The organism is Variovorax glacialis (assembly GCF_051216375.1).
Lineage (GTDB): Bacteria > Pseudomonadota > Gammaproteobacteria > Burkholderiales > Burkholderiaceae_C > Variovorax.
Window position 1 is genome coordinate 388,471 of sequence record NZ_JBPJZT010000005.1, and the last position, 22,342, is coordinate 410,812.

21 protein-coding genes are annotated in these 22,342 nt (G+C 68.0%); 12 read left to right on the forward strand and 9 right to left on the reverse strand.

The genetic code is table 11. The features are described 5' to 3' along the window. Positions 1-44: 44 nt before the first annotated feature. A complete protein-coding gene (locus tag ACSFBL_RS16460; protein WP_435516847.1) occupies positions 45-1,196 on the forward strand; it encodes an NAD(P)/FAD-dependent oxidoreductase in 1,152 nt (383 codons plus the stop codon). On the opposite strand, the gene ACSFBL_RS16465 is transcribed toward ACSFBL_RS16460, so the two are convergent. After that, positions 1,193-1,381, reverse strand: coding sequence for a hypothetical protein (locus ACSFBL_RS16465; protein WP_435516848.1), 189 nt, complete (start codon positions 1,379-1,381; stop codon positions 1,193-1,195). The two genes, ACSFBL_RS16460 and ACSFBL_RS16465, sit on opposite strands and share 4 nt — an antisense overlap. A 47-nt stretch (positions 1,382-1,428) precedes the next feature. Between ACSFBL_RS16465 and ACSFBL_RS16470 the strand changes: the two genes are divergently transcribed. Beyond that, the gene (locus tag ACSFBL_RS16470; RefSeq protein ID WP_435516849.1) at positions 1,429-1,782 is read left to right on the forward strand and encodes a hypothetical protein; all 354 of its coding nucleotides are present in this window, start codon (positions 1,429-1,431) and stop codon (positions 1,780-1,782) included. A 16-nt stretch (positions 1,783-1,798) separates the two neighbouring features. On the opposite strand, the gene ACSFBL_RS16475 is transcribed toward ACSFBL_RS16470, so the two are convergent. Together ACSFBL_RS16475 and ACSFBL_RS16480 are read right to left on the reverse strand one after the other, a co-directional pair. Further along, positions 1,799-2,977 carry a lipocalin family protein gene (locus ACSFBL_RS16475; protein WP_435516850.1) on the reverse strand — a complete coding sequence of 393 codons (1,179 nt, stop codon included), beginning with the start codon at positions 2,975-2,977 and terminating at the stop codon, positions 1,799-1,801. Between the two features lie 106 nt (positions 2,978-3,083). Beyond that, a complete protein-coding gene (locus ACSFBL_RS16480; RefSeq protein WP_435516851.1) occupies positions 3,084-3,467 on the reverse strand; it encodes a hypothetical protein in 384 nt (127 codons plus the stop codon). Between the two features lie 89 nt (positions 3,468-3,556). On the opposite strand from ACSFBL_RS16480, the gene ACSFBL_RS16485 reads away from it, so the two are divergent. Genes ACSFBL_RS16485 through ACSFBL_RS16495 form a run of 3 tightly spaced genes read left to right on the forward strand, consistent with a single transcriptional unit; the run spans position 3,557 to position 5,827 of the window. Continuing rightward, positions 3,557-4,438 (forward strand): S1C family serine protease, encoded by an 882-nt coding sequence (locus ACSFBL_RS16485; RefSeq protein WP_435516852.1) that lies wholly within the window; start codon positions 3,557-3,559, stop codon positions 4,436-4,438. Positions 4,439-4,464: 26 nt separating this feature from the next. Next, complete coding sequence (locus ACSFBL_RS16490; protein ID WP_435516853.1) at positions 4,465-4,815, forward strand: response regulator transcription factor; 351 nt, start codon at positions 4,465-4,467, stop codon at positions 4,813-4,815. Positions 4,816-4,822: 7 nt separating this feature from the next. Beyond that, a complete protein-coding gene (locus ACSFBL_RS16495; RefSeq protein WP_435516854.1) occupies positions 4,823-5,827 on the forward strand; it encodes a S1C family serine protease in 1,005 nt (334 codons plus the stop codon). Here ACSFBL_RS16495 and ACSFBL_RS16500 read toward each other — a convergent pair. The 4 genes from ACSFBL_RS16500 to imuA all read right to left on the reverse strand — a co-directional run bounded on the left by ACSFBL_RS16500 (position 5,813) and on the right by imuA (position 12,691). Next, positions 5,813-6,982, reverse strand: coding sequence for an aromatic ring-hydroxylating oxygenase subunit alpha (locus tag ACSFBL_RS16500; protein WP_435516855.1), 1,170 nt, complete (start codon positions 6,980-6,982; stop codon positions 5,813-5,815). The two genes, ACSFBL_RS16495 and ACSFBL_RS16500, sit on opposite strands and share 15 nt — an antisense overlap. A 130-nt stretch (positions 6,983-7,112) precedes the next feature. Next, complete coding sequence (locus ACSFBL_RS16505) at positions 7,113-10,463, reverse strand: error-prone DNA polymerase (RefSeq protein WP_435516856.1); 3,351 nt, start codon at positions 10,461-10,463, stop codon at positions 7,113-7,115. Next, the gene (locus tag ACSFBL_RS16510) at positions 10,456-11,916 is read right to left on the reverse strand and encodes a Y-family DNA polymerase (protein WP_435516857.1); all 1,461 of its coding nucleotides are present in this window, start codon (positions 11,914-11,916) and stop codon (positions 10,456-10,458) included. The genes ACSFBL_RS16505 and ACSFBL_RS16510 overlap by 8 nt, the downstream gene beginning before the upstream one ends. Further along, entirely contained in the window at positions 11,882-12,691 is an 810-nt protein-coding gene (imuA, locus tag ACSFBL_RS16515) for a translesion DNA synthesis-associated protein ImuA (protein ID WP_435516858.1), read from the reverse strand. Before imuA ends, ACSFBL_RS16510 begins: the two co-directional genes overlap by 35 nt. A 162-nt stretch (positions 12,692-12,853) precedes the next feature. Here imuA and ACSFBL_RS16520 point away from each other — a divergent pair, with 162 nt between their 5' ends. The 3 genes from ACSFBL_RS16520 to ACSFBL_RS16530 are packed head-to-tail and all read left to right on the forward strand — an operon-like array spanning position 12,854 to position 14,518. After that, entirely contained in the window at positions 12,854-13,150 is a 297-nt protein-coding gene (locus ACSFBL_RS16520; RefSeq protein WP_435516859.1) for a type II toxin-antitoxin system MqsR family toxin, read from the forward strand. Positions 13,151-13,152: 2 nt separating this feature from the next. Further along, on the forward strand, positions 13,153-13,554 hold the full coding sequence (locus ACSFBL_RS16525; RefSeq protein ID WP_435516860.1) for a type II toxin-antitoxin system MqsA family antitoxin: 402 nt from the start codon (positions 13,153-13,155) through the stop codon (positions 13,552-13,554). A gap of 31 nt (positions 13,555-13,585) precedes the next feature. After that, on the forward strand, positions 13,586-14,518 hold the full coding sequence (locus tag ACSFBL_RS16530) for an aldo/keto reductase (RefSeq protein WP_435516861.1): 933 nt from the start codon (positions 13,586-13,588) through the stop codon (positions 14,516-14,518). Here ACSFBL_RS16530 and ACSFBL_RS16535 read toward each other — a convergent pair. Both ACSFBL_RS16535 and ACSFBL_RS16540 read right to left on the reverse strand, forming a co-directional pair. Continuing rightward, entirely contained in the window at positions 14,515-15,393 is an 879-nt protein-coding gene (locus ACSFBL_RS16535) for an alpha/beta fold hydrolase (protein WP_435516862.1), read from the reverse strand. The genes ACSFBL_RS16530 and ACSFBL_RS16535 overlap by 4 nt on opposite strands. Before the next feature lie 25 nt (positions 15,394-15,418). Continuing rightward, on the reverse strand, positions 15,419-16,240 hold the full coding sequence (locus ACSFBL_RS16540; protein WP_435516863.1) for a DODA-type extradiol aromatic ring-opening family dioxygenase: 822 nt from the start codon (positions 16,238-16,240) through the stop codon (positions 15,419-15,421). 90 nt (positions 16,241-16,330) lie between these two features. Here ACSFBL_RS16540 and ACSFBL_RS16545 point away from each other — a divergent pair, with 90 nt between their 5' ends. From ACSFBL_RS16545 to ACSFBL_RS16560, 4 genes are all read left to right on the forward strand, one after another. Next, a complete protein-coding gene (locus tag ACSFBL_RS16545) occupies positions 16,331-17,272 on the forward strand; it encodes a LysR family transcriptional regulator (protein ID WP_435516864.1) in 942 nt (313 codons plus the stop codon). Positions 17,273-17,295: 23 nt separating this feature from the next. Next, positions 17,296-19,167 carry an ABC transporter ATP-binding protein gene (locus tag ACSFBL_RS16550; protein WP_435516865.1) on the forward strand — a complete coding sequence of 624 codons (1,872 nt, stop codon included), beginning with the start codon at positions 17,296-17,298 and terminating at the stop codon, positions 19,165-19,167. Between the two features lie 326 nt (positions 19,168-19,493). Beyond that, positions 19,494-20,873, forward strand: a complete 1,380-nt coding sequence (locus ACSFBL_RS16555) for a DUF2868 domain-containing protein (RefSeq protein WP_435516866.1) — start codon at positions 19,494-19,496, stop codon at positions 20,871-20,873. A 2-nt stretch (positions 20,874-20,875) separates the two neighbouring features. Then, positions 20,876-22,300: a GTPase/DUF3482 domain-containing protein gene (locus tag ACSFBL_RS16560; RefSeq protein ID WP_435516867.1), complete on the forward strand. Its 1,425-nt coding sequence runs from the start codon at positions 20,876-20,878 to the stop codon at positions 22,298-22,300. Positions 22,301-22,342: the final 42 nt, after the last annotated feature.

Genomic DNA, 22,342 nt, shown 5'->3' on the forward strand with positions numbered 1-22,342 from the left:
GTGCGCATTCACTAAACTGCGCCGCATTCGAATCCAGCAGCACCATGACCTCTTCTTCCGTACCGATTCAAGCCGATTTCCTCATCGTCGGGGGCGGCATTGCCGGCGCTTCCGTCGCGTACTGGCTGGCGCCGCACGGCCGCGTGGTCATGCTGGAGCGTGAGGCGCAACCCGGCTACCACTCCACCGGCCGCTCGGCGGCGCTCTTCATGGAAAGCTACGGCACGCCGCAGGTGCGCGCCCTCACGATGGCGAGCCGGGCGTTCCTGCAGCAGCAGCCGGAAGGCTTCGCCGACCACCCGTTGCTGACGCCGCGCGGCGCGATGATGGTCGCCGGCCCCGGGCAATCGGCCCAACTCGAAGACCATTGGCAGGTGCTGCACGCCATGGCACCGAACGCACGGCGCCTGAGCAGCGAAGAAGCGTGCGCGATGGTGCCGGTGCTGCGGCCGGAGCAGCTGATCGGCGCCGTCTACGAGCCGGACGCCGCGGACATGGACGTGCATGCCATCCATCAAGGCTATCTGCGCGGCATGAGGAAGGCGGGCGGCAAGCTGGTCTGCGATGCCGAGGTGACGGCCATGGCGCGCGTTCAGGACCGCTGGCACGTGCATGCGGGTGGCGCGGTCTACGAGGCACCGGTGGTGCTCAACGCCGCCGGCGCATGGGTCGATGCCATCGCGCGACTGGCCGGCGTGCGACCGATCGGCATCGAGCCGTGTCGCCGCTCGGCCTTCATCTTCGCGCCGCCCGAGAACATGGACATCGGCGGCTGGCCCCTGGTGCACGGCGCCGAGGAAGACTGGTACATCAAGCCCGACGCCGGCATGCTGCTGGGCTCGCCGGCCAATGCCGACCCGGTCGAACCGCAGGACGTGCAACCCGAGGAGATGGACATCGCCCTCGCGATCCATCGCATCGAGGAAGCGACCACACTCTCGATCCGCAGGCCGACACGCACCTGGGCCGGGCTGCGTTCGTTCGTGGCCGACGGCGATCTGGTGGGCGGCTTCGACGACGAGGCGCCGGGCTTCTTCTGGATCGCCGCGCAAGGCGGCTACGGCATCCAGACTTCGGCGGCGATGGGCGAGACCTGCGCGGCACTGGCGCGCGGTCTGCCCGTGCCTGCGCACCCCGCTTCCTTCGGCATCACGGCCCCGATGCTGGGCCCTGCGCGCCTCCGGCAGCCAGGCTAGAAGAACCCGAAGCCGGCCGCCACCATCAACGTGACGCCGGCCGAAACGCTCGCCCAATGCGCCATGTTGGCGAAGAGATCCCAGTCGCTGTAGCGGTCTTCCGCGCTTCGCACGAAGAACTCGGCAATGGGGTCGACGGTCCCGCTCTCGCTGTCGATGTTCGGTCCTTGAATGTCCAGAATCATGTTGCCACCTCGTGCATCGATGCTAGGGCGATGGCGAAATCCGTTCGATGAAAACGACAGACGCGATTGATGCGACCGAAACATCAATCAAAAGCAGTCAGGTAACCGACGGCCGCTGCCTTTCCGAAGCAGAATCAACAGGCATCAGGATGAACCCCAGCTGGAGGGACAAGATGGAACTGGAAGATCTGAACGCGCGGGTCCGGGCACTGGAGCTGCGCGCCGTCGCGCAGACGGCGGCGATCGCAGTGCTGCTTCAGGAGCAGCCCAACGCATCGGCCAAGCTGCACTTGGTCGCCGAGCACCTGGTCGACGCGCCCCCGATCCCGATGTCTGATGAGGACCTGGTCAAGGTCGCAGCCTACATCCAGGCGATGCTCGGAGGCCCGTGGATCGACTGAGCATGGGGAGCGTGCTTCACTTTCCCTTCGCCTGCTTCGCACTCAGCCGGTCGTATCCGCTCAACTCGAGGAAGCCGTCCCCCTCGACCTTGCCCGTGACCTTCACCGCACCTTCCCAATAGACGTTCCCGGTCGTCCCGCCCGAATCGAATTCGCTGTCGGGGACGAAGGGCTTGATGTCCACCTCGCCCGATGGCAGCCTGACCTTCCACTCGAGCGGGTACGCGATGCCCGTCCTCGGACTCGTCCACGTGCTGCCGGGCATCAGCGACACGTCGCCAGGCTGCAGCGGCACCGCGCCCTTGGCGTTCGAGATCGTGCCCGCGGTCATGACGTTCCGGCGATCCATGTCGAAGAGTTCGTAAAGCATCACATCGGACCCATCCGCCAGGTGCAGCGCAAACCAGTTCCATCCCAGGGTCAGGACATCGAACTCGCCCCACTGGTGATCGAACCAGACCTCGCCCGTCACCTGCATTGGTTTGCCGCCGACTGCGACGGTGCCCTTTGCCGGAAGGCGCGGACGCGAGTAGTAGTAGCTGATCCCGCTCTTGCCGAAGTCGAGCACGCCCGGCGTCTCGGAGCCCGGCGCGCGGTGCGCGACGACGGGGCCCGCATCGCCAAGGTCGAAGGCGATGGAGGCGCCGTCGAAGTTGGCACGCAGGACCTGGGACGCGGGCGACGCGGTGACCTGCCACTTCTCCTGCCGGAAGTCGAAGCCGTTGGCGACGCTCGACGCGGGAACGCCAGCCGTGCGGGTCTGGTTCACGAAGCGCTTGCCGGTCTGGAGATCGGTCAACGCCGAGTGCATGACGGTGTGCTTGATGAGTCCGTTGGCGACGAAGACGACCATGTGGAATGCGTAGCGCTCGCCCGTCTTCGCACCGAGGATGCCGCTGTAGTACCACCATTCCATCGCGGATCCGTGCGGCGCGTCGTCGGCCGGCAGGTTGAGCGGCGGAAGCGCAGCGGTCCGTTCCACCGGCTTCTGGCTTGCGCTGGGCGCCACGGCCACTGCCCGCACCGGCTCGGGCGGCGCCAGATAGAGCAGGGCCGCCATGACGAGCACCCCCATCACGACCAGTGCCGCGAAGAACGTCTTCAGGCCCTTCCTCCGTCTTCGCCCCCCATAGGATCGCGAACGGCCGGAGGAAGAACGCCTCGGGTTCTTGCGTGCGGGGTCATCGGCATCCATGGGGTACGTCCTTGAGGCTGGCGGAAGATTCATGCGACCGCGCAATGATGCCCGGAAGCGCTTGGGGGGCGATGCTACCTGCCGATCATGAAGGCTTTGATCGCGCTCAGATGGCACGCCATGCATCGAGGCAGTGCGCCGCCAGTGCGGTGACCCAGAAGGGCTCGTCCGGGTCGAAGGCCAGTCCGAACAGCGGGCTGACAAGAAAGCCCGCCTTCTCGAAGGCTGATGGATCGTTCGCGCGGAGGAAGGACGCCAGGGCAGCGAACGGCACCGACACATTGCCGATGTTCACGACCCGGGCCTGCAACGTGATCTCTTCCAGCCTTCCGCAGTCCTGGAAGCGGTAGACGATCCATTGGTAGTCCATTTCGTTGAGGCCGACGCCGTTGCGGCAGGTTCTCGCGGGCACGCCGCGCAGCTTCACGACCTCCTCCCGGGAAGCCGAGAACGGCGTTTCGTCGACGCGAACGAAGGGGTCGAGATGCATGACGTCGGCCAGTATGCACAGCCTGCCCATCCGGGCAGTAGCGCCCGGCCCTTGTGCCTTCACACAATGAAGCCATCTAAGGAGCTCCCATGGCCGACACGATGTCCTCATCCCTCGAACAACTCTCCACGGCGATGGCCGAAGCGGTGGCCGCCGCGGCCGGCGGCGTGGTGGCGGTGCACACCGGGCGCTCGCGCGCCAGCGGCTTCGTCTGGCGCGACGGCCTCGTCGTCACCTGCGACGAAGCGCTGCCCGACGACGCTGAAGTGACGGTCTGCCTGCCCGGGGGGGCGAGCGCGAGCGCAAAGCTCGTCGGGCGGGATGCCGGCACCGACATCGCGCTGCTGCGCGTCGAAGGCGCATCGCCCTCCCCGATCGTCTTCGATGCGGCACCGGTGCGCACAGGCGCCATCGCGCTTGCGGTGGGCTCGCTCGCCGGCACGCCCGTGGCAGCGGCCGGCGTCGTGTCGCTCTCGGGCCCTGCGTGGCGCAGCCTGCGCGGCGGCGAGATCGACGCACGCATCGAACTCGGCCTGACCCTCCGGCGCCTCGCCGAAGGCGGCCTGGCGCTGGACGCGCAAGGACGCGCCATCGGCATGAGCGTGTTCGGGCCGCGCCGGCGCGTGCTGGTCATTCCCGGCACGACGATCGATCGCGTCGCCACCCAGCTGGCCGCGCACGGCCGGGTGCCGCGCGGCTATCTGGGCGTAGGTCTTCAGCCGGTGAAGATCGAGCCCGAGGGCATCGGCGCGATGGTCATGGCCGTCGACCGCGACGGGCCCGCGGCGCGCGCAGGGCTCCACCAGGGCGACGTGATCCTGGCCTGGAACGGCGAGCCGCTTCGCAGCGTGCAGGCACTCCTGCGGGCCCTGGGGCCGGCCAGCGTCGGCACGGTCGTCACGCTGTCATTGCGGCGCGCCGGCCAATCCGTCGAGGCGAAGCTCACCATTGGCGAGAGGCCGGCCGATTGAACAGGACCGGCGTCACGGAACCGATCGTGATCGCGATCGACCTCGCCGATGCGGAACTGTCGGAGCGCCTGGTCGCGTCGCTGGCGGACGTGCCCGGGGTGCGTGTCGCGCAGACGGGCGAGCCGGCCGACGTCACCGTGGTGGCCGTGGACGCGGCGCCCGTCACCCCTGTTGCCGACACGGCACTGACCCCGCGCGAGCTCGAAGTGCTGGCACTGATGGCCGAAGGCGCCTCCAACAAGGCGATCGCGCGGCGGCTGGGCATCTCGATGCACACGGCCAAGTTTCATGTCGGCTCGCTGCTCGACAAGCTCGACGCCACCGGCCGCACCGATGCCGTCGCGCAGGCCGTGCGGCAAGGCGTCATCCACCTTTGAGACAACCATGTTCGACGAATCCACAGCCTCGCCTTCCAACGAAGGCATCGAATCCGCGCTGAACCAGAACGTCCCCGTCGACGCCTATTCGCATGCAGTCGCGACGGTGGCCGACAACGTCGGTCCGGCCGTGGTGCGCGTGCAGAGCGGCACGCCCGGCCGCCGTGGCGGGCTGGGCTCCGGCGTAGTCATTGCGGGCGACGGGCTGGTGCTCACCAACAGCCACGTCGTCGGTGGCGCGCGGCGCGTGCGCATCGGGCTCGCGGAAGCAGCCGGCGACAAGGAAGCCGAAGTGCTCGGCGACGATCCGGCCACGGATCTCGCGCTGCTGCGGGCGGAGCTTCCGCGCGGTGCGGCCACGGCCACGCTTGGCGATTCGAAGATGCTCAGGCGCGGCCACCTGGTGGTGGGCATCGGCAATCCGCTGGGCTTCGAGTCGACGATCACCGCGGGCATCGTGTCGGCGCTCGGCCGCTCGCTGCGCTCGCAGAGCGGCCACCTGATCGACGACGTGATCCAGACCGATGCCGCGCTCAACCCCGGCAACTCGGGCGGCGCGCTGGTGGCGGCGTCGGGTCAGGTGGTGGGCATCAACACGGCGATGATCGCCGGGGCGCAGGGGCTGGCGTTCGCGGTGTCGAGCAACACGGCCCGCTTCGTGATCGGCGAGTTCATCGCGCATGGCCGGGTGCGGCGCGCGCACCTCGGCATCGCCGCGCAGACGGTGCCGCTGCCAAGGCGCGTGGCGCTGGCCGTTCATTCAGGGGCCAGCGCCGTGCGCGTCGGCGAAATCCAGCCCGGCGGCGCCGCGGACCTCGCCGGCTTGCGCGTGGGCGACATCCTCCTGGCGCTGGACGACGTGGTGGTCGGCGGTGCGGACGATCTCCTTCGCCTGCTCGGCGCGGACCGCATCGGGCGGCCGGTGGAGGTGTCGCTGCTGCGCGATGGCCGACTCGTCACGCGGACAGTGACGGCGCAGGAACGCCCCGCGCCGACCTCAGCGCGACGGTAGGACGGCCGGCTGGGCGATCGCCGCCTCGACGTCGCGGTGGAACTTCGCCGAGCACCATTCGGTGGCGCCGAAGTGCAGCACCCGGTTCGCGCCGCTGGCGAGCGTGGACTGTGCGGACACACCGAGCGCGAAGTCTTCGTCGAGCGCGCTCCAGAACGAATCGACATTCTTGCGCCAGTAGTTCAGCGACTTCTCGGTCTTCGGCATCTCGGGAATCAGCGTGCTTCCGAGCACGCGCGAGCCGTCGACCCCTTCGGGCAGCACGGTGAAGGCGTTGGCGTGGTCGCCTTCGTGCAGGATGAACGTCGCCGGAAAGAAGAAGTAGATGATGTTCGAGTGCGGCCCCACCTGCCATTCGCTGGTGGGCTGGCCGCGCAGGCTTTCGATGCTGCGCTTGGGCAGGAAGAGACGATGGTGCTGGCCGTCGTGGTCGGCCATCAGCAGGTTGTCATGGAACAGCGGCGCGATGCTGTCGCGGTGCGCGTACTGGAAGTGGTAGGTCTCCAGGTTGGCCTCGAAGGGAATCTTCCAGTTTGCGGCGTTGGGAAATTCGCGCCGGTGAAAAGGCACCCAGCTGTCGTAGCCCCATGAACGGAGGTCCGCGCCGAAGCGACCCAGCCAGGCATCGATGTCGAGCACGGCGGCCTCACCCTTGCCCACCACACGCGGAACGACCCAGACAAGCCCCAGCGCCTCCGCAGCAGGCAACCGCGCCAGCCCGCAGTCCGAGGCCGGCGCATGCGGAAAATCCTCGCCATGCGGACGTCCGCGCAAGGCACCGTCGAGACCGTAGCTCCAGCTGTGATACGGACACACCAGCACCCGCTGGGTCGACGCGCCCGGCGGCTTCAGCCGCGCCCCGCGATGCCGGCAGGCGTTGATGAAGGCGTTGATGCGCCCCTCTCCGTCGCGGACGATCAACAGAGGCAGTCCCGCCACATCGATGGCCAGCGAGTCGCCCGGCTGCGCGAGCGAGGCGGAGGGGCACAAGGCGAGCGGATAGCGACGAAAAAGGACTTCGACTTCACTCTGATAGCGCACAGGATCCAGGTAGCGCTCCACCGGACTCGTGGTCGATTCGCCGCGCTCACTGCCCTTGCTCTCGATCAGCGCCATCGCGCGCCTGATCAGCGCGACCTGCTCCTCATGATTCATGAATGGACCCGATTGGTTTGTGACCCGCTCCGCATCATTCCAGAAATACCGCGGAACCGGCTCCGCCGGGCCGTTGGTATTGCCCCCTGAAAGGGGGTGGAGAGCGACACGCAGTGCGCGAGCCTGGGGGTCAGTGAAAGTCCCTGCTCTTGTTGACCTGCGCCAGCCTGCCCAGCATCGGCGTCAGGTCCCTGAACCCCGTCGCCACCAGGTGCCGCACCTCGCCCCCGCTGTCCACATCGCGTTGCCACGTGCCCTGCACCGCCAGCAGCGTCGACTTGAGCAGCGGCTCGCGCCAGGCCTCGATCACGTGGCTCCAGACGATCACGTTGACGTTGCCCGTCTCGTCCTCGAGCGTGACGAAGATGGTCCCCTTGGCGGTCTGCGGGCGCTGGCGGCCCTTGACGATGCCGCAGGCCCGCACTGTCTGGCCGCTGGGCAGCGAGCGCAGTTGCTCCGCACTCATCAGGTTCATGCGGGCGAGCCGTGAACGCAGCAGCGCGAGCGGATGGCGGCGCAGCGTGAGGCCGAGCGACACGTAGTCGCCGAGGATTTCCTCGCCCTCGGGCGCGGCGGGCAGTTGCAAGGTGGGCTCGTGGATCGGCACGCCCTTGAGCAAGGCGGGTGCGCGGCGCTGGGCGGTGGCGTCCCACACCTGCTGGCGGCGGTGGCCCGAGAGCGACATCAATGCATCGGCGGCGGCCAGTGCCGCCATGTCCTTGGCGTCGAGTTCGGCCCGCAGTGCCAGGTCTTCGGTGCTGGTGAAAGGCGACTGCGCCCGCGCCGCGAGAAGACGCTCGGCGCCGGCCCGGCTGAGGCTGGCGACTCGGCCCAGGCCCAGGCGCACGGCGGGCGGGCCGGCGTTGCCGAGGCGATCGGCATAGCGTGCATCGGTGCCGGCCGGCATGCGCGGCGCGTCGGGTGCGCGGGCTTCGAGGCTGCTGTCGAATTCGCTCGCCGTGACATCGACGGGCCGCACCTCGACGCCGTGGCGCCGCGCGTCCTGCACGAGCTGCGAAGGGCTGTAGAAGCCCATCGGCTGGGAATCGAGCAGTGCCGCCAGGAAGCAGGCAGGCTCGTGGCGCTTGAGCCAGCTGCTGACGGTGACCAGCAGCGCGAAGCTCGCGGCGTGGCTTTCGGGAAAGCCGTAGTCGCCGAAGCCGAGGATCTGCTTGAAGATCGATTCGGCAAAGGCGGCCTTGTACCCTTTGCGGAGCATGCCGCGCACGAGCTTGTCGTGAAACTTGCCGAGGCCGCCCTTGCGCTTCCAGGCAGCCATGGCGCGGCGCAGCTGATCGGCCTCGTCGGCTGTGAACTCAGCCGCGATCATGGCGATCTGCATCACCTGCTCCTGAAAGATCGGAACGCCCAGCGTGCGCTCCAGGGCCGGGCGCAGTTCGTCGCTCTCGTAGTGGATGGGGAGCCCCTTGCGCACCCGTTCGCGCTGCTTGAGGTAGGGATGCACCATGCCGCCCTGGATGGGCCCGGGCCGCACGATCGCGACCTCGATCACCAGGTCCTCGTAGCTGCGCGGCTTCAGGCGCGGCAGCATCGACATCTGCGCCCTGCTCTCGATCTGGAAGACCCCGACGGTGTCGGCGTCGCAGATCATGTCGAACACCTCCGGGTCGTCATTGGAAATCTGATGCATCTGCAGCGCCGTGCCGCGCCAGCGGTTCATGAGGTCGAGCCCGCGGCGGATCGCGCTGAGCATGCCAAGTGCGAGCACGTCGACCTTGAGCATGCCCATGGCTTCGAGGTCGTCCTTCTCCCACTGGATGACGGAGCGGTCCTTCATCGACGCCTTTTCCACCGGCACCAGGCGCGTGAGCCTCGTATGGGTGAGGACGAAGCCTCCGACGTGCTGGCTCAGGTGGCGCGGGAAGCCCTTGAGCTCGCAGGTGAGGTCGATCCATTGCTGCAGCTTGAGCGGGTCTTCCTGCACCCCCGCACGCAGGGAAGCTGCCTGCAGCTGCTCGCCGAGCACGGTCTCGTCGAACCAGTAGTGGTCCTTGGCGAATTCGTCGATGAGCCGCGCATCGACGCCGAGCGCCTTGCCCACGTCGCGCAATGCGCTGCGCGAGCGATAGCAGATCACGACCGCGGCGATGGCGGCGCGCTCCCGGCCGTACTTGTCGTAGATGTACTGGATGACTTCCTCGCGCCGCTGGTGCTCGAAGTCGACGTCGATGTCGGGCGGCTCGCGGCGATGGCGGCTCAGGAAGCGCTCGAACAGCAGGTGGCCCTTGGCGGGATTGATCGAGGTGATGCCGAGGCAGTAGCAGACGGCTGAATTGGCGGAGGAACCGCGGCCCTGGCAGAGGATATTTTGCGAGCGGGCGAAGCGCACGATGTCCTCGACCGTGAGGAAGAACATCTCGTATTCGAGTTCGAGGATGAGTTGCAGCTCCCGCTCGAGCAGCCGGGACACCATGTCAGGAATGCCTGCCGGATATCTCCCGCGTGCGCCTTCCCAGGTCTTGCGCACCAGCGTCTGCGCAGGCGTCTCTCCGTTGCCCACGCTTTCGAGCGGGTACTTGTAGGTTTCGCGGATCACCTCCGGATCGAAGCGGCAGCGCTCCGCCACCCGGAGCGTGTTCGCGAGCATCTCCCGCGTGTAGAGCCCGGCCAGCCGCACGCGCTGCCGCAGGTGCCGCTCGGCGTTGGACTGCAGCGCGAAGCCGCACTCGGCCACGGTCCTGCCTTCGCGCACCGCGGTGAGCACATCCTGCAGCGGCTTGCGCGCGCGGGCATGCATGTGCACGTCGCCGGCCGCGACGAGCGACACCCCGGCACGCTCACCCGCCGCCACCAGCGTGACGAACCAGAGGTCGTCGTCGAGTTCGTTGAGCATCTCGACCGCGAGCCAGAGGTTGTCGTCGTACAGCGATTTCGCCGCCATCAGGTCTTCGTGCAGCGTGGCGGCATCGACCTCGCCGCCGGGCTGTCGATCGGGCACGAAAAGAACCTGGCAATGCTGCAGCGAGGCGACATCGCTGCCGTCCCAGCTCACGCGGTATTCGCCCTTGGGCAGTTCGGTGGTGCGCGCAGCGGTGATGAATTCGCAGAGGTTGCCCCAGCCTTCGGTGTCGTTCGCGATGACTACCAGCCTGAAGCGATCGAAGCGGAATTCGCTGCCAAACAGCAGGCGGAAATCCGGGTTGCGCGGGATCGGCGGTTCTTCCGGGTGTTCGCCGTCGTGGACGTCGAGCTTCGCGGGCAGTTCGCGCAGGCCCACATGGGCGCGCACCACGCCGGCCACCGAGCATTCGTCGGTGATCGCGAGTGCCGCATAGCCGAGCTGGTAGGCGCGCTCCACGAGTTCCTCGGGCGTGGAGGCACCGCGCTGGAAGCTGAAGTTCGTGAGGCAATGGAGCTCGGCATACCCCGGCAGGCCCGACACGGGCGGCAGCGGCTTCGGCAGCGCGTGCACCGCGGCGAGCTTGAGCGCCCGGATCTTCTTGTCGCTGAGTTCAGGCATAGAGGCCTTGCAGGTACCAGCGCACTTCGTCCGATGCAAAGGAGGCGGCCGGGCGCTCACGGAAGATCCAGACCAGGCCGGCCTCGGGGCTCTCCGCGACGTAGTAGTCGCGCACAGCGGGGCGGCCGCCGTCTTCCACACCTCCCCACCAGCCGGCTTCGACACGTTGCGGGCCGATCAGGCGACGCAATGGCCCGCGATAGCACGGGCGCTCGCCGTCCATGTCGAGGCGCAAGGGCTCGGCCAACAGCCAAGCTGGATAAATCGAATCACCCCCAGGCTCGCGCACTTCGTGTCGCTCTCCACCCCCTTCCAGGGGGCAACACCGGTGGCCCGGCAAAGCCGGTTCCACGGTGTTCCTGGCATCACTCTCAGGGGGGCGCATTTCGTTTTGTTTCCTGGAACGGGGGTGGGTGCGCTGGGTGGGCTTGTTGGCTTCCTTGTTGACTTGCAGGGCGGGGTGCCATGTCTGTTTGTGTTCGGGGCGGTGATCGGCTTGCGGCCTGGACATGAGCACCTGCTGCGGACCGAGTCGGGCGCTGAGGCGTTCGACCATTTCATGGAGCTTGTCGCCCTTGCGGTTGTCCTCGGGCAGGAAGCTGGTGCTGGCGCCGGTCCACGGATCGGTTTCGAGGGTGCGCAGCCGCAGCCAGCTCGCGGGTGCGGCGAGCGTGGTGAGGGCCAGTTTCTCGGCCAGCAGGCGGCGCAGGTGCGCCATGTCCTGCGTGGCCTCGGCGGTGCGCACGGTGATGTGCTGGTGCGGCGGCAGGTTCACGCCGTTGAAGCGCTTGAGGTCGAGCGTCCACTGCAGTTCGAGCGCGCGCGCGCCACGCTGACGGGCCCGAAGCCAGATCTGCAGCGCCGACAGCAGGCGGTTGGCCGACCACATGAGTTCGGGGGCGCCTTCGGCCAATGCGGGCAGTTCGAGCTTCTGCTCGAACACATCGGGCAGCGTGAGCCAGCGATGGCTTTCGGGTCGCAAGCCGAAGGCCGCATCGAGGACCGTGCGCAGTTCCTTGCCGAAGCGCCGCGTGAGACCGCCTCGCGGCAGTGCCGCCACATCGCCCCAGGTGCGGCAACCGAGGTGCGCCAACACTTCGAGGTGATCGCGCGCGGCGCTCAGCGTGTCGAGCGGCAGACCGGAGGGCACATCGGCAGGCGGCTGCTCGCCGCGCGCGAACATCCGCAGCCGCGCGATCGCGACGAGGCAAGTCGCGCCCTGCGCCTGCTGCACGCGCACCGGTGCGGGATTGAGGCTCAGGATCTGCCGCATCAGGCCCAGCCGCCCGCCCCACAGCCGCTCGCAGGCGGACACCTCGAGCAGCAGCGCCTCGTCGACCCAGGCGACGCGCGGAGTGAACTGCAGCGCCCACCAGCCGAGCGCCTCGCCGGAGGGCATGGTCCTTTCCTTCTCCGCCTCAGGCTGCGGCCAGCGCAACGCGATCCAGTGCATGTCGTTTTCCCTGGTGGAGGTCGATGCGCACGACCGTGGCCGCGCTTTCGCTATCGCTTTCGTGCAGCACGCCTTCCTGTTGCCGGCGCAGCTTGCGCCGGAGCTGGCTCGCCGCCAGCAGCGCGGCCATGCGCTCGCTGCAGGCCGGCAACTGGATGGGCGAGGCCAGCGGCGGCCCGCGGCGCTTGAGGATGTGGACGTCGAGCCGCGATCTGTCCTCCTCGCAGAGCGCCACCTGCAGGCGCAACCGGGCCGGCGACGTGGAGGACGCCGAAGCCGCCGGCCGGAGCACGAACAGCAGGGATTCGTGCTGCGCCGCCGCAAGCTGCAGCCGCCGCAGATCGCCCATGCGCGCCTGCGGCAGCCACGCGAGCACGGCGGCCACGTCGGCGCAGCGCAGCGCCTGCTCGCACGCCCAGAGCCGTGCGGACGCCGCCTCGCTGCGGACCCACAGCAAGGCCTCGACCGGCAGACCGTGCGCGGACAACGAAGGGCCGAAGGGTTCGTGGGGCGCGCCGATCAGCGCCACCGGCCCGGTGCCGGCCTGCACCGCTTTCGCAAGGGCCGGCAGCAGCAATTGCCATGAATGCGCTTCGGGCGCGGACAGCAACAACTCGGTCATGGCCCCGACCGGCCAACCGCCACCGGGCAACTGCGCATCGAGTTGGGCATGGCCGGTGGCGATGACCTGCGCATCGGCCATGCCCAGTTCATCCCCGCGCCAGACCTTGTGGCGCGCGGAGGGGGAGAAAGAGTCGAAGGAAGGGAGGCCCATGATCAAGCAAGAAACTGTATTTTTATACAGTATTCTTGAGGTCTGCCGGCAAATCTTTGTTCCATGCCAATGGCGGCAGGGACATACGCCCGCAGTCCTTCGCAGGCCCAGTGGGATCCCGCAAACAATTGCAAACTTCAACCTACTAGGTTAATCTCCGCCTTGGAAAAGAAGACGCCGCACTGCAAGTTGTCGCTGATCCGTTCCTTGATCGAGTCGGGAAAAGTCAGGTCCACCTATTCGGCGTTGGCCGGCGCGGCCGCCCTGGGATTTGATTTCGACGCGATCGTCGGCGTCGTGATGGCACTGACCCCTGCCGACTTTCACAAGAGCATGACCACTCACGCCGACCACCGCATCTGGCAAGACGTCTACCGCCCCCGCACCAACGCGGGCATGGTCTATCTGAAGCTCACCGTCATCGATCACGCGCTGATCGTCTCGTTCAAGGAGTCATGAACATGAGATGCCCATCGTGCGAAGCAGCCGATCTGACCCGGGCGACGCGGGACCTGCCCTATACCTACAAGGGCGAATCCACCCTCATTGCGAGCGTGACCGGCGACTTCTGCCCGGCCTGCGGCGAGAGCGTGCTCGATGCTGCCGAATCCTCGCGTGTCAGTGCTGCAATGCTGGAGTTCAACAAGCAGGTGAACGCATCGATCGTCGACCCAGGCTTCATTGCCAACGTACGCAAAAAACTCGCCCTGGACCAGCGTCAAGCCGGCGAGATCTTCGGGGGCGGAGTCAATGCGTTTTCACGCTACGAGAACGGCAAGACCAAGCCTCCCCTGGCGCTGGTGAAACTCCTCAAGGTGCTCGATCGGCATCCTGAACTGCTCGATGAAATCAGAATGGCGTAACGGCGCTGCAGCCCGCGGCCGGGACCTCACGATGTCTTCATTCACCCTCACCCGCAGCCGGCTTCTGCGCCTGGGCGCGGCCCTGTCGCTCTACGCCGCATCGCCGCTTCGCGCATTCGCTCAAAACCCTGGAGCCGTCCGCATGAACACCCGCCCCATCCCCTCCACCCACGAAGCCCTGCCCGTGATCGGCTGCGGCACCTGGATCGGCTTCGACGTCGCCGCCGGCAGCGCGGAGTACCAGCGACTGCCGGGGGTCCTCGATGCGCTGTTCGCCGCGGGCGGCAAGGTGATCGACAGTTCGCCGATGTACGGACGCGCCGAGGCCGTGACCGGCGATCTCCTGGCCGCGGCGAACCAGCGACCCAAGGCCTTTCTCGCCACCAAGGTCTGGACCAGCGGACGCGATGCCGGCATCGCGCAGATGGAACAGTCCTTCGCGCGCCTGCGCACCGATCGCATCGACCTGATGCAGGTGCACAACCTCGTCGACTGGCGCACGCACCTCAAGACCTTGCGCGGCTGGAAGGACAAGGGCCGCGTGCGCTACATCGGCATCACGCACTACACCGCATCGGCCTACGCCGAGGTCGAGGCGGCGCTGCGCGCGGAGAAGCTCGACTTCCTGCAGATCAACTATTCGTTCGACGAACGCGAGGCGGCGCAGCACCTGCTGCCGCTGGCGGCCGAACGTGGCGTCGCCGTCATCGTCAACCTGCCCTTCGGCGGTGGCGGCCTGCTGCGGCGGCTGCGCGACAAGCCCCTGCCCGCCTGGGCTGGCGAGATCGGCTGCACGAGCTGGGCGCAGGTGCTGATCAAGTTCGTGCTGAGCCATCCCGCCGTGACCTGCACGATTCCGGGAACGAGCCGGGCCGAGCACATGGCCGACAACGCCGCGGCGGGCGCAGGCGCCTTGCCGGACGCGGCGTTCTGGCGCCGCAAGGATGTTTCGCTGCCGGGCTAGGCGAGAAAGCGCAGAAGCTGCGCGTTGACCTCGTCCCAGCGCTCGAACTGCACCCAGTGCCCCGCGCCGTCGATCACGACGCCCTCGCGCTGTGGGTGGCCGGCCGCAAGCTGCGCGACCAGCGGGCGCGGATCTGCGGTCACGTCGTATTCGCCCCAGAGCAGCAACTGCGGTCCTCCGATGGCATCCAGCGCCGACTGCAAGCCGCCCGAGAGCGAGACCTCCTTACTGCGGAATCGCGTGGCATGGCACGAGATGTCGTGGATCGCGAAGGCCAGCGCATCGATGGCCGTCTTGTCGTGCAACATCAGCGCGGCCAGGTTGTGCAGCAGCGCTGCGCGCTCCTGGTCGCGGTCTTCGGCGGCGCGCCAGTTGATCATCTCCACCGACATGCGCCTCAGCGTGCCGTGGCCACCGCTGCCCATCAAGGCCAGCCGGCGGATGCCTCCGCGCCGGGCGCCGAACTTCGCGGCGACCAGGCCGCCGAAGGAGAAGCCGCCGAGGTCGATCTCGGTCCCTTCGCCGATCAGGCTGTCCAGCGTTCCGGCAAGTGCATCGAGCGAGGGATCGACGGCCGCCTGGCCCGACGCCGGCTTCGGCGGCGTATCGGAATCATGGAAGCCCGGCAGGTCGGGCAGCCACAGCGTGTGCCGGGCCGAGAGCGCCTCGACGTTGCGCAGCCAGTGCATCCAGCTTCCGTGGCCGCCATGCAGCAGCACCAGCGGCGGACGCGTCTCGTCAGTGCCGAAGCGGCGCCAGCGCACGCGCACGCCGCCATGCTCGGCGTCATGGTGGCTGGCCAACGCATCGATGCGCGCGATCAGGCGGAGCGCATCGGTTTCCGCGTGGGGGTCGAAGGTCGAGAAGTAAGGCACCGGTGCATTGTGCCGCGCACCGGGTTCAGGCCGCAGCGCCGAAGCGGAAGCTCGACACGGCGATGCCGCCCATGAAGGCGTCCTCGTGGTAGATGCGCTCCCCCGCTTCGCCTTCGGCGGCGCCGACCGCGACCATCAGCGGGATCAGATGCTCTTCACGCGGATGCGCGATGCGGGCCGCCGGTGCCGCCGACCATTGCAGGAGGCGTTCGACCCGCTGCCCGGCCGTGGCGCCGACCACCGCATCGTCGAGCCAGTCGTCGAAGGCCTTCGACACGTCACGCGCCTGCGGCCCGAACTGGCGCAGGTTGTGATAGCTCAGGCCGCTGCCGACGATCAGCACGTTCTCGTCACGCAAGGGTGCGATGGCACGGCCGAGCGCGATGTGCTCGGCCGGATCGAGCCCCCGCCGCAGCGACAGCTGCACGACGGGCACGTCGGCCTTCGGGTAGATGGCGGCCATCGGCGAGAAGGTGCCGTGGTCGAATCCGCGCTCGGCGTCCATCCGCGCGGGCAGGCCCGCCGCCTCGATCAGCCCTTGCACGCGGCGTGCAAGTTCGGGCGAGCCGGGCGCGTCGTAGTGCACGCGGTAGGTGTGCTCGGGAAAGCCGCCGTAGTCATAGATCATCGGCGGATGCGAGTTCCCCATCACGGTGAAGGCGGGCTCCTCCCAATGCGCGGAAACCATCAGGATCGCGGCCGGCGTGCGGCCAATCTGGCGCGGCATATCGGCCAGTGCGGCTTCCAGCTTGTCGTAGGTGGGGCCCATTTCCTTCTTCATCCACGGCCACGGGCCACCGCCGTGGGAGATGAAGTAGGTCGGAAGGGTGGACGGTTGCGTGCTCATGGAATGCTCCTTGGCACCAGTCTAGAGATTTCCGAAGAAGAAATCGATACGCTACGATTCATCGATTCATTTCTCCACAGGAAACCGTCGATGGACCGTCTGACCAGCCTTCGTGTGTTCAGGGAGGTGGTGGAATCGGGCAGCTTCGTCGCGGCCTCGGATCGCCTCGGCATCTCCGCGCCCATGGCCAGCAAGCACGTGGCGCAACTCGAGAAGTCGCTGGGCGCGCGGCTGCTGCACCGTTCGAGCCGGCATCTCAGCCTGACCGAAGCCGGCCAGGCCTGGTACGAGCAGAGCCGCCGCGCCCTCGACCTTCTCGACGCCGCCGAGGCCGCCATCGGGCAGAAGAACGAGACGCCACGCGGCCAGCTCAAGATCAGCGCGCCCGTGTGGTGCGCCACGCCGCGGTTCGCCCGCGTGCTGGCCGGTTACCGCGAGCGCTTTCCGGACGTGCTGGTCGACATGCACCTGGAAAACCGCAAGGTCGATCTGGCTGCCGACGGCTACGACCTCGCGCTGCGCGCCACGCAGGAGCCCTCGCCTGCGCTCATTGCCCGACCCTTGTGTCGTCTTCAGTTCCATCTGGTGGCGTCGCCGGACTACCTCGCGAAGGCGGGCCGGCCCGCGGTGCCTGCGGACCTCGCGAAGCTGGGCGCCATCGTTCCGAGCTACGTCACCCTGGAGGGTCTGGCGCTCAAGGGACCCGGTGGGCGACTGGCCCCCTTGCGCCTGCAGCCGGTTATGAAATCCGACGACACGACGCTCACCCTGCATGCCGTACGCGCCGGCATCGGCATGTCCTTCCTGCCCGAATGGCTTGTCGACGACGATCTGGCGCAAGGCCGCCTCGTGCGGCTGGTGCCTGACTTCGCAGCGCCGCCGGTGACGCTCTTCGCGGTCTACACCAGCCGGCAATACATGGCGCCGAAGCTGCGCAGCTTCATCGACTTCGTCGGCGAGCAACTGGGTGCCCGCGGGCCGGCCCGGCCAAAACCCTTTCCGCGCGGAACGGCTCCGCCGCCAGTACAGTGACGCCTCATTGGAGACAGCCTGCCTTGTTCCGTTTCTTCGAAAAACTCCTTCATCCCTATCCGCCCGCCGAACCTGTGCTGCCGCCGCACGGGCTCGTTCCCTTTCTCTGGGCGTGCACCCACGGCTTGCGGGGCAAGATCGCCACGATGGCGGTGCTCACGGCCGTGATGTCGGCCTTCGAGGCGCTGCTGTTCGCCATGATGGGGCGCATCGTCGACTGGCTCGGCGGCCAGGCGCCGGCACGCCTGTGGGATGAGCGCGGCACGACGCTGATGTGGCTCGGCTTCGCCCTGCTCGCGAGCATCGCGGTGGTCGCGCTGCAGACCATCGTCAAGCACCAGACGCTGGCGGTCAACCTGCCGATGCGGCTGCGCTGGAACTTCCACCGGCTCATGCTCGGCCAGAGCATGGCCTTCTACCAGGACGAATTCGCCGGCCGCATCACGGCCAAGGTCATGCAGACCGCGCTGGCGGTACGCGACACGGTCTTCGTGCTGGCCGATGTCCTCGTCGCGATGGGCGTCTACGTCGCCACCATGGTCGTGCTGGCCGGCGCCCTCGACCAGCGGCTGATGCTGCCCTTCATCGCCTGGCTGGCGCTCTATATCGGCTCGCTGGCCTTCTTCGTGCCGCGCCTCGGCAAGGTCGGCAAGGCCCAGGCCGATGCACGCGCGCTGATGACGGGGCGGGTCACCGACGCCTACACCAACATCGCCACCGTCAAGCTTTTCTCGCACACCCAGCGCGAGGCCGGCTTCGCACGCGCGGCGATGAAGGAATTCATCGTCACCGGCTACGGCCAGATGCGGCTGGTGAGCGCCTTCGAGATCGTGAACCACACGCTGAGCATGGGCCTGACCGCCGGCATGGCGGGCACGGCGCTTTGGCTCTGGTCGCAGGGCGCGGTCGGCGTAGGCGCGGTGGCGGCGGCGACCGCCATGGCCTTGCGCCTCCAGGGCATGTCGCACTGGATCATGTGGGAGATGACGAGTCTGTTCGAGAACATCGGCACCGTGCAGGACGGCATGAAGACGCTGTCGCACCCGCGCAGCGTCCTTGACGCGCCCAATGCGCACACGCTGGCCGTGCCGCGCGGCGAGGTGCGCTTCGAGCACACGACCTTCCGCTACGGCGACGGATCGCGCCCCGTGATCGACGACCTGACGCTCACCGTCGCCCCCGGCGAGAAGATCGGCCTCGTGGGCCGCTCCGGCGCGGGCAAGTCGACACTGGTGAACCTTTTGCTGCGCTTCCACGACCTGGAGAGCGGCCGCATCCTCATCGACGGCCAGGACATCGCCCATGTCACGCAGGACAGCCTGCGCGCGCACATCGGGATGGTCACGCAGGACACCTCGCTGATGCATCGTTCGGTGGCCGACAACATCGCGTACGGCAAGCCCGACGCGAGCGAGGGCGCGATCCACGCTGCGGCAGCGCGCGCGGAAGCGCACGACTTCATCCAGACGCTAGGCGACCCCAATGGACGCCGCGGCTACGAGGCGCACGTGGGCGAGCGCGGCGTCAAGCTTTCCGGCGGCCAGCGCCAGCGCGTCGCCATCGCGCGCGTGATGCTGAAGGACGCGCCGATCCTGCTGCTCGACGAGGCCACCAGCGCGCTCGACTCCGAGGTTGAGGCCGCCATCCAGGCCAGCCTCTATCGCCTGATGGAAGGCAAGACGGTGATCGCGATCGCGCACCGGCTGTCGACGATCGCGGCCATGGACCGGCTGATCGTGCTCGACGAGGGGCGTGTGGTCGAGGAAGGCGACCACAAGTCGCTGCTGGCGAAAGGCGGGCTGTACGCGCGCCTGTGGGCGCACCAGAGCGGCGGCTTCCTGGGGGACGGCAGTGACGAGGACGAGTACGCGGTGCAGGAACCCTCGACGGTCTGACTCGCGAGTCCTACAGGGCACGGTGACACTTGCCGACATTGCCAGGCCTGGCGAGCGCGCATTCTCGACTCGTCTTCAACAAGAGGAGTTTCCACCGTGAATTCCATCATCTACATCGTCGGTCTGGTCGTGGTTGTTGTCGCTGTGCTCTCTTTCTTCGGGCTCCGCTGAGAACACCATTTCCTCTTTTCCATTCGCCCCGGCTACGGGGTTGTCGGGGTCGCCGGGCGGCCCCGTTTTTCATGGGCGATCGGCCGATCTGGCACGGGCATAATTTCGCGCTCCCTCCGGTGCGCCGGCATTGCTCTGTGTTGTAAAGGAAGCCGTTGAACCCGTTGGCGCCCACCTCTCCGTTCCAGGATGCGACGATCACCGAGGCGGTGCAACTGGTCGAGGAGGCGGGGCCGCTGGATGACGCACAAGCGGTGCGAGAAGCGATGCGGCTTCGGACGGACGCCGCTGGCCGCATCGTCGAACGCGCGAACCTGCTCGGCCAACGCATCGGGCTTCAGGACACTTTGGCGCGTGCACGCGCGTCGTCACCATGGGTGCTGCTCGGGCTGGTGGCGGTGATCGTCATCGCGGGCCTCACGCTGGCCGGCAACGTGCTCGGCAGCGATCGGCAGATCAATGTCGTGGTGGCGCTGACCAGTCTGCTCGGATTTCATCTCGTCACGTTGGTGCTGTGGCTGCTCGGGCTCGTGGTTCCACTTGGCGGGATCAACGTGTCCTTCGGCGGGCTCTGGCTGGCGCTGACCGCGCGCGTCGCGGGCGGCAGGCACGGGCAGGCGCCGGTGCTGCTGCGGGCCGTGACACGGCTGCTGAACCGCGCCCGGTTGCTGCCCTGGGCGCTGGGCTTCGTGAGCCATGCCATCTGGACGCTCTCGTTTGCGGTGGTGCTCGCGGCCATGCTGTTCGCACTCGCGTTTCGCAACTACACGCTGAGTTGGGAGACTACGATCCTCGAGCCGGACTTCTTCGTGCACAGCGTGCAGTTGCTCGGCCGCGCACCGGCGTGGCTCGGGTTTCCGGTGCCGGATGCGCAGGCCATCCTGTCGCCGCTGGCTGCCGCTTCGGGCCAGCGTGCCTGGGCCTTGTGGCTGACAGGCTGCATCGTGGTGTACGGCCTGGTGCCACGGGCGGCGTTTGCGCTGCTCAGCGCGGTCGTGTGGCAGGCGCGCAAGGCGGCGCTGCGGCCCGACCTGTCGCAGCCGTATTACCGCAAGCTGATCGCGCGCTTCGATGCGCTGGCGCCGCCGCACATCGTCGATGCCGATCCCGGGCAGCAGGCTCAGTCGGCGCCCCGTGGCCTCGCCGCAGGTGAAACAACCGACACGCTGATGGCCGTCGGTTTCGAATTGCCCGACGAGCTTCCCTGGCCGCCGGCGGCGCTCGACATGCGTGGCGCACAGGCGATGCGCGTCGACGGCAGCGCGATGGCCCGGCGCGAGCTGTTCGATGCGCTGGCCCGCTTGCGCCCCCGGCGCGTGCTCGTCGGCTGCCATGCGGCGTCCAGTCCGGACCGCGGCACCGAGCGCTTCCTGCGCGAGGTCATGGCCCTCAGCGGGGAGTGCCGGTTGTGGGTGTTCGGCGCTGCGACGGACAACGCCGCCCGTCAGCGCTGGCATGCCTGGCTGGCCGATGCCGGACTCGATCGGCTGCCCGCAGGCGATGCGCTGGAGCCCATGCTGCACGGATGGGCCTGAGCATGAACAATTCCGCCATGCCCATCCGCATCGCCGTCGTCGGCCACACCAACGCCGGCAAGACCTCGCTGCTGCGAACGCTCACGCGCCGCGTGAATTTCGGAGAGGTGTCGGAACTGCCGGGCACCACGCGCCACGTCGAGTCGATCGACCTCATGGTCGACGGCGCATCCGCCGTGCGCTTCTTCGACACGCCGGGGCTGGAGGATGCCGTCGCGCTGCGCGAGCATCTCGAAGCCTACGACCGGAACCTGACGCCGCCCGACCGCATTCGCCAGTTCCTGCAGGGGCCCGAAGCGCATGGCGCGTTCGAGCAGGAGGCCAAGGTGCTTCGCGCGCTGCTCGACGTGGATGCCGCGTTCCTCGTCATCGATGCGCGCGAGCCGGTGCTGCCGAAGTTCCGCGCGGAGATCGAGTTGCTGAATGCCTGCGCCCGACCGGTCCTGCCCGTGCTGAACTTCGTCGGCCGCTCCACCAGCCGCGAGGCCGCATGGAAGGAACTGCTTTCGGCGTACGGGCTGCATGTGGTGGTGCGCTTCGACGCGGCTGCACCTTTCGTCGGCGCGGAGCGTGATCTCTATCGCGATCTGGCGACCCTGTTGCGCGACCGGCGTGTGGCGCTGGACGGCGTCGCCGCTTTTCTCGACGCCGAGTTCACGCAACGCCGGCAAGCGGCGAGTTCCCGCATCGCCGAGTTGCTGGTCGACGCGACGTCGATGCGTCGCACGGCCTCGGCCACCGAATTCGCCCTGGCCGAAGGTCGCCAGCGGCTGGTGACTGGGCTGCAGAAGTCGCTGTTCGACAAGGCCCAGCGTTGCGCGGACGATTTGCTCGCGCTCTACGGCTTTCGTGAAGGCGACGCGGACGAGGCGCCGCTGCCGCTGGTGGAGGGTCGATGGACAATGGACTTCTTCCATCCCGAGGCGCTCAAGGACGCCGGCATCCTGCTTGGCAAGGGCGTGGCTGTCGGCGCGGCGGTCGGCGTGGTCGCGGATCTGGCGCTGGCCGGTCTGTCGCTCGGAGCGGGCGCGGCGCTGGGGGGCGCGATCGGCGGTGCGGTGTCCCAGGGCTGGGGGCCGTTGGGCCGGAAGCTGGCCAACAAGTTGCGCGACGTTCATGAACTCACGGTGGAAGACCGCGTTCTGTTCGTTCTCCTGAGTTGGCAGTTGAGGCTGTTGCGGGCGCTGGAGCAGCGCGGCCATGCGGCGGTCGACCGGATCGATACGGGCGCCGGTGCATCGAACGCGACGGATGCCGCCCATGGAACGATTGCCGAGGTGGTCCGTGCCGCGCAACCCGCGCGCAGCCACGCGGACTGGGAGTCCGGCGCCCGTCTGCGCTGGCGCGAGGCGCCGCAAAGGCAGGATCTGGTGGCGCAGGTGGCGCACCGTGTTGCTGGCGCGATCGAGGTGGTCGAACGGGGTTGAGACGCGTCGGTTCCCGGCCTGCGTTGTGGCTGGCATCATCTC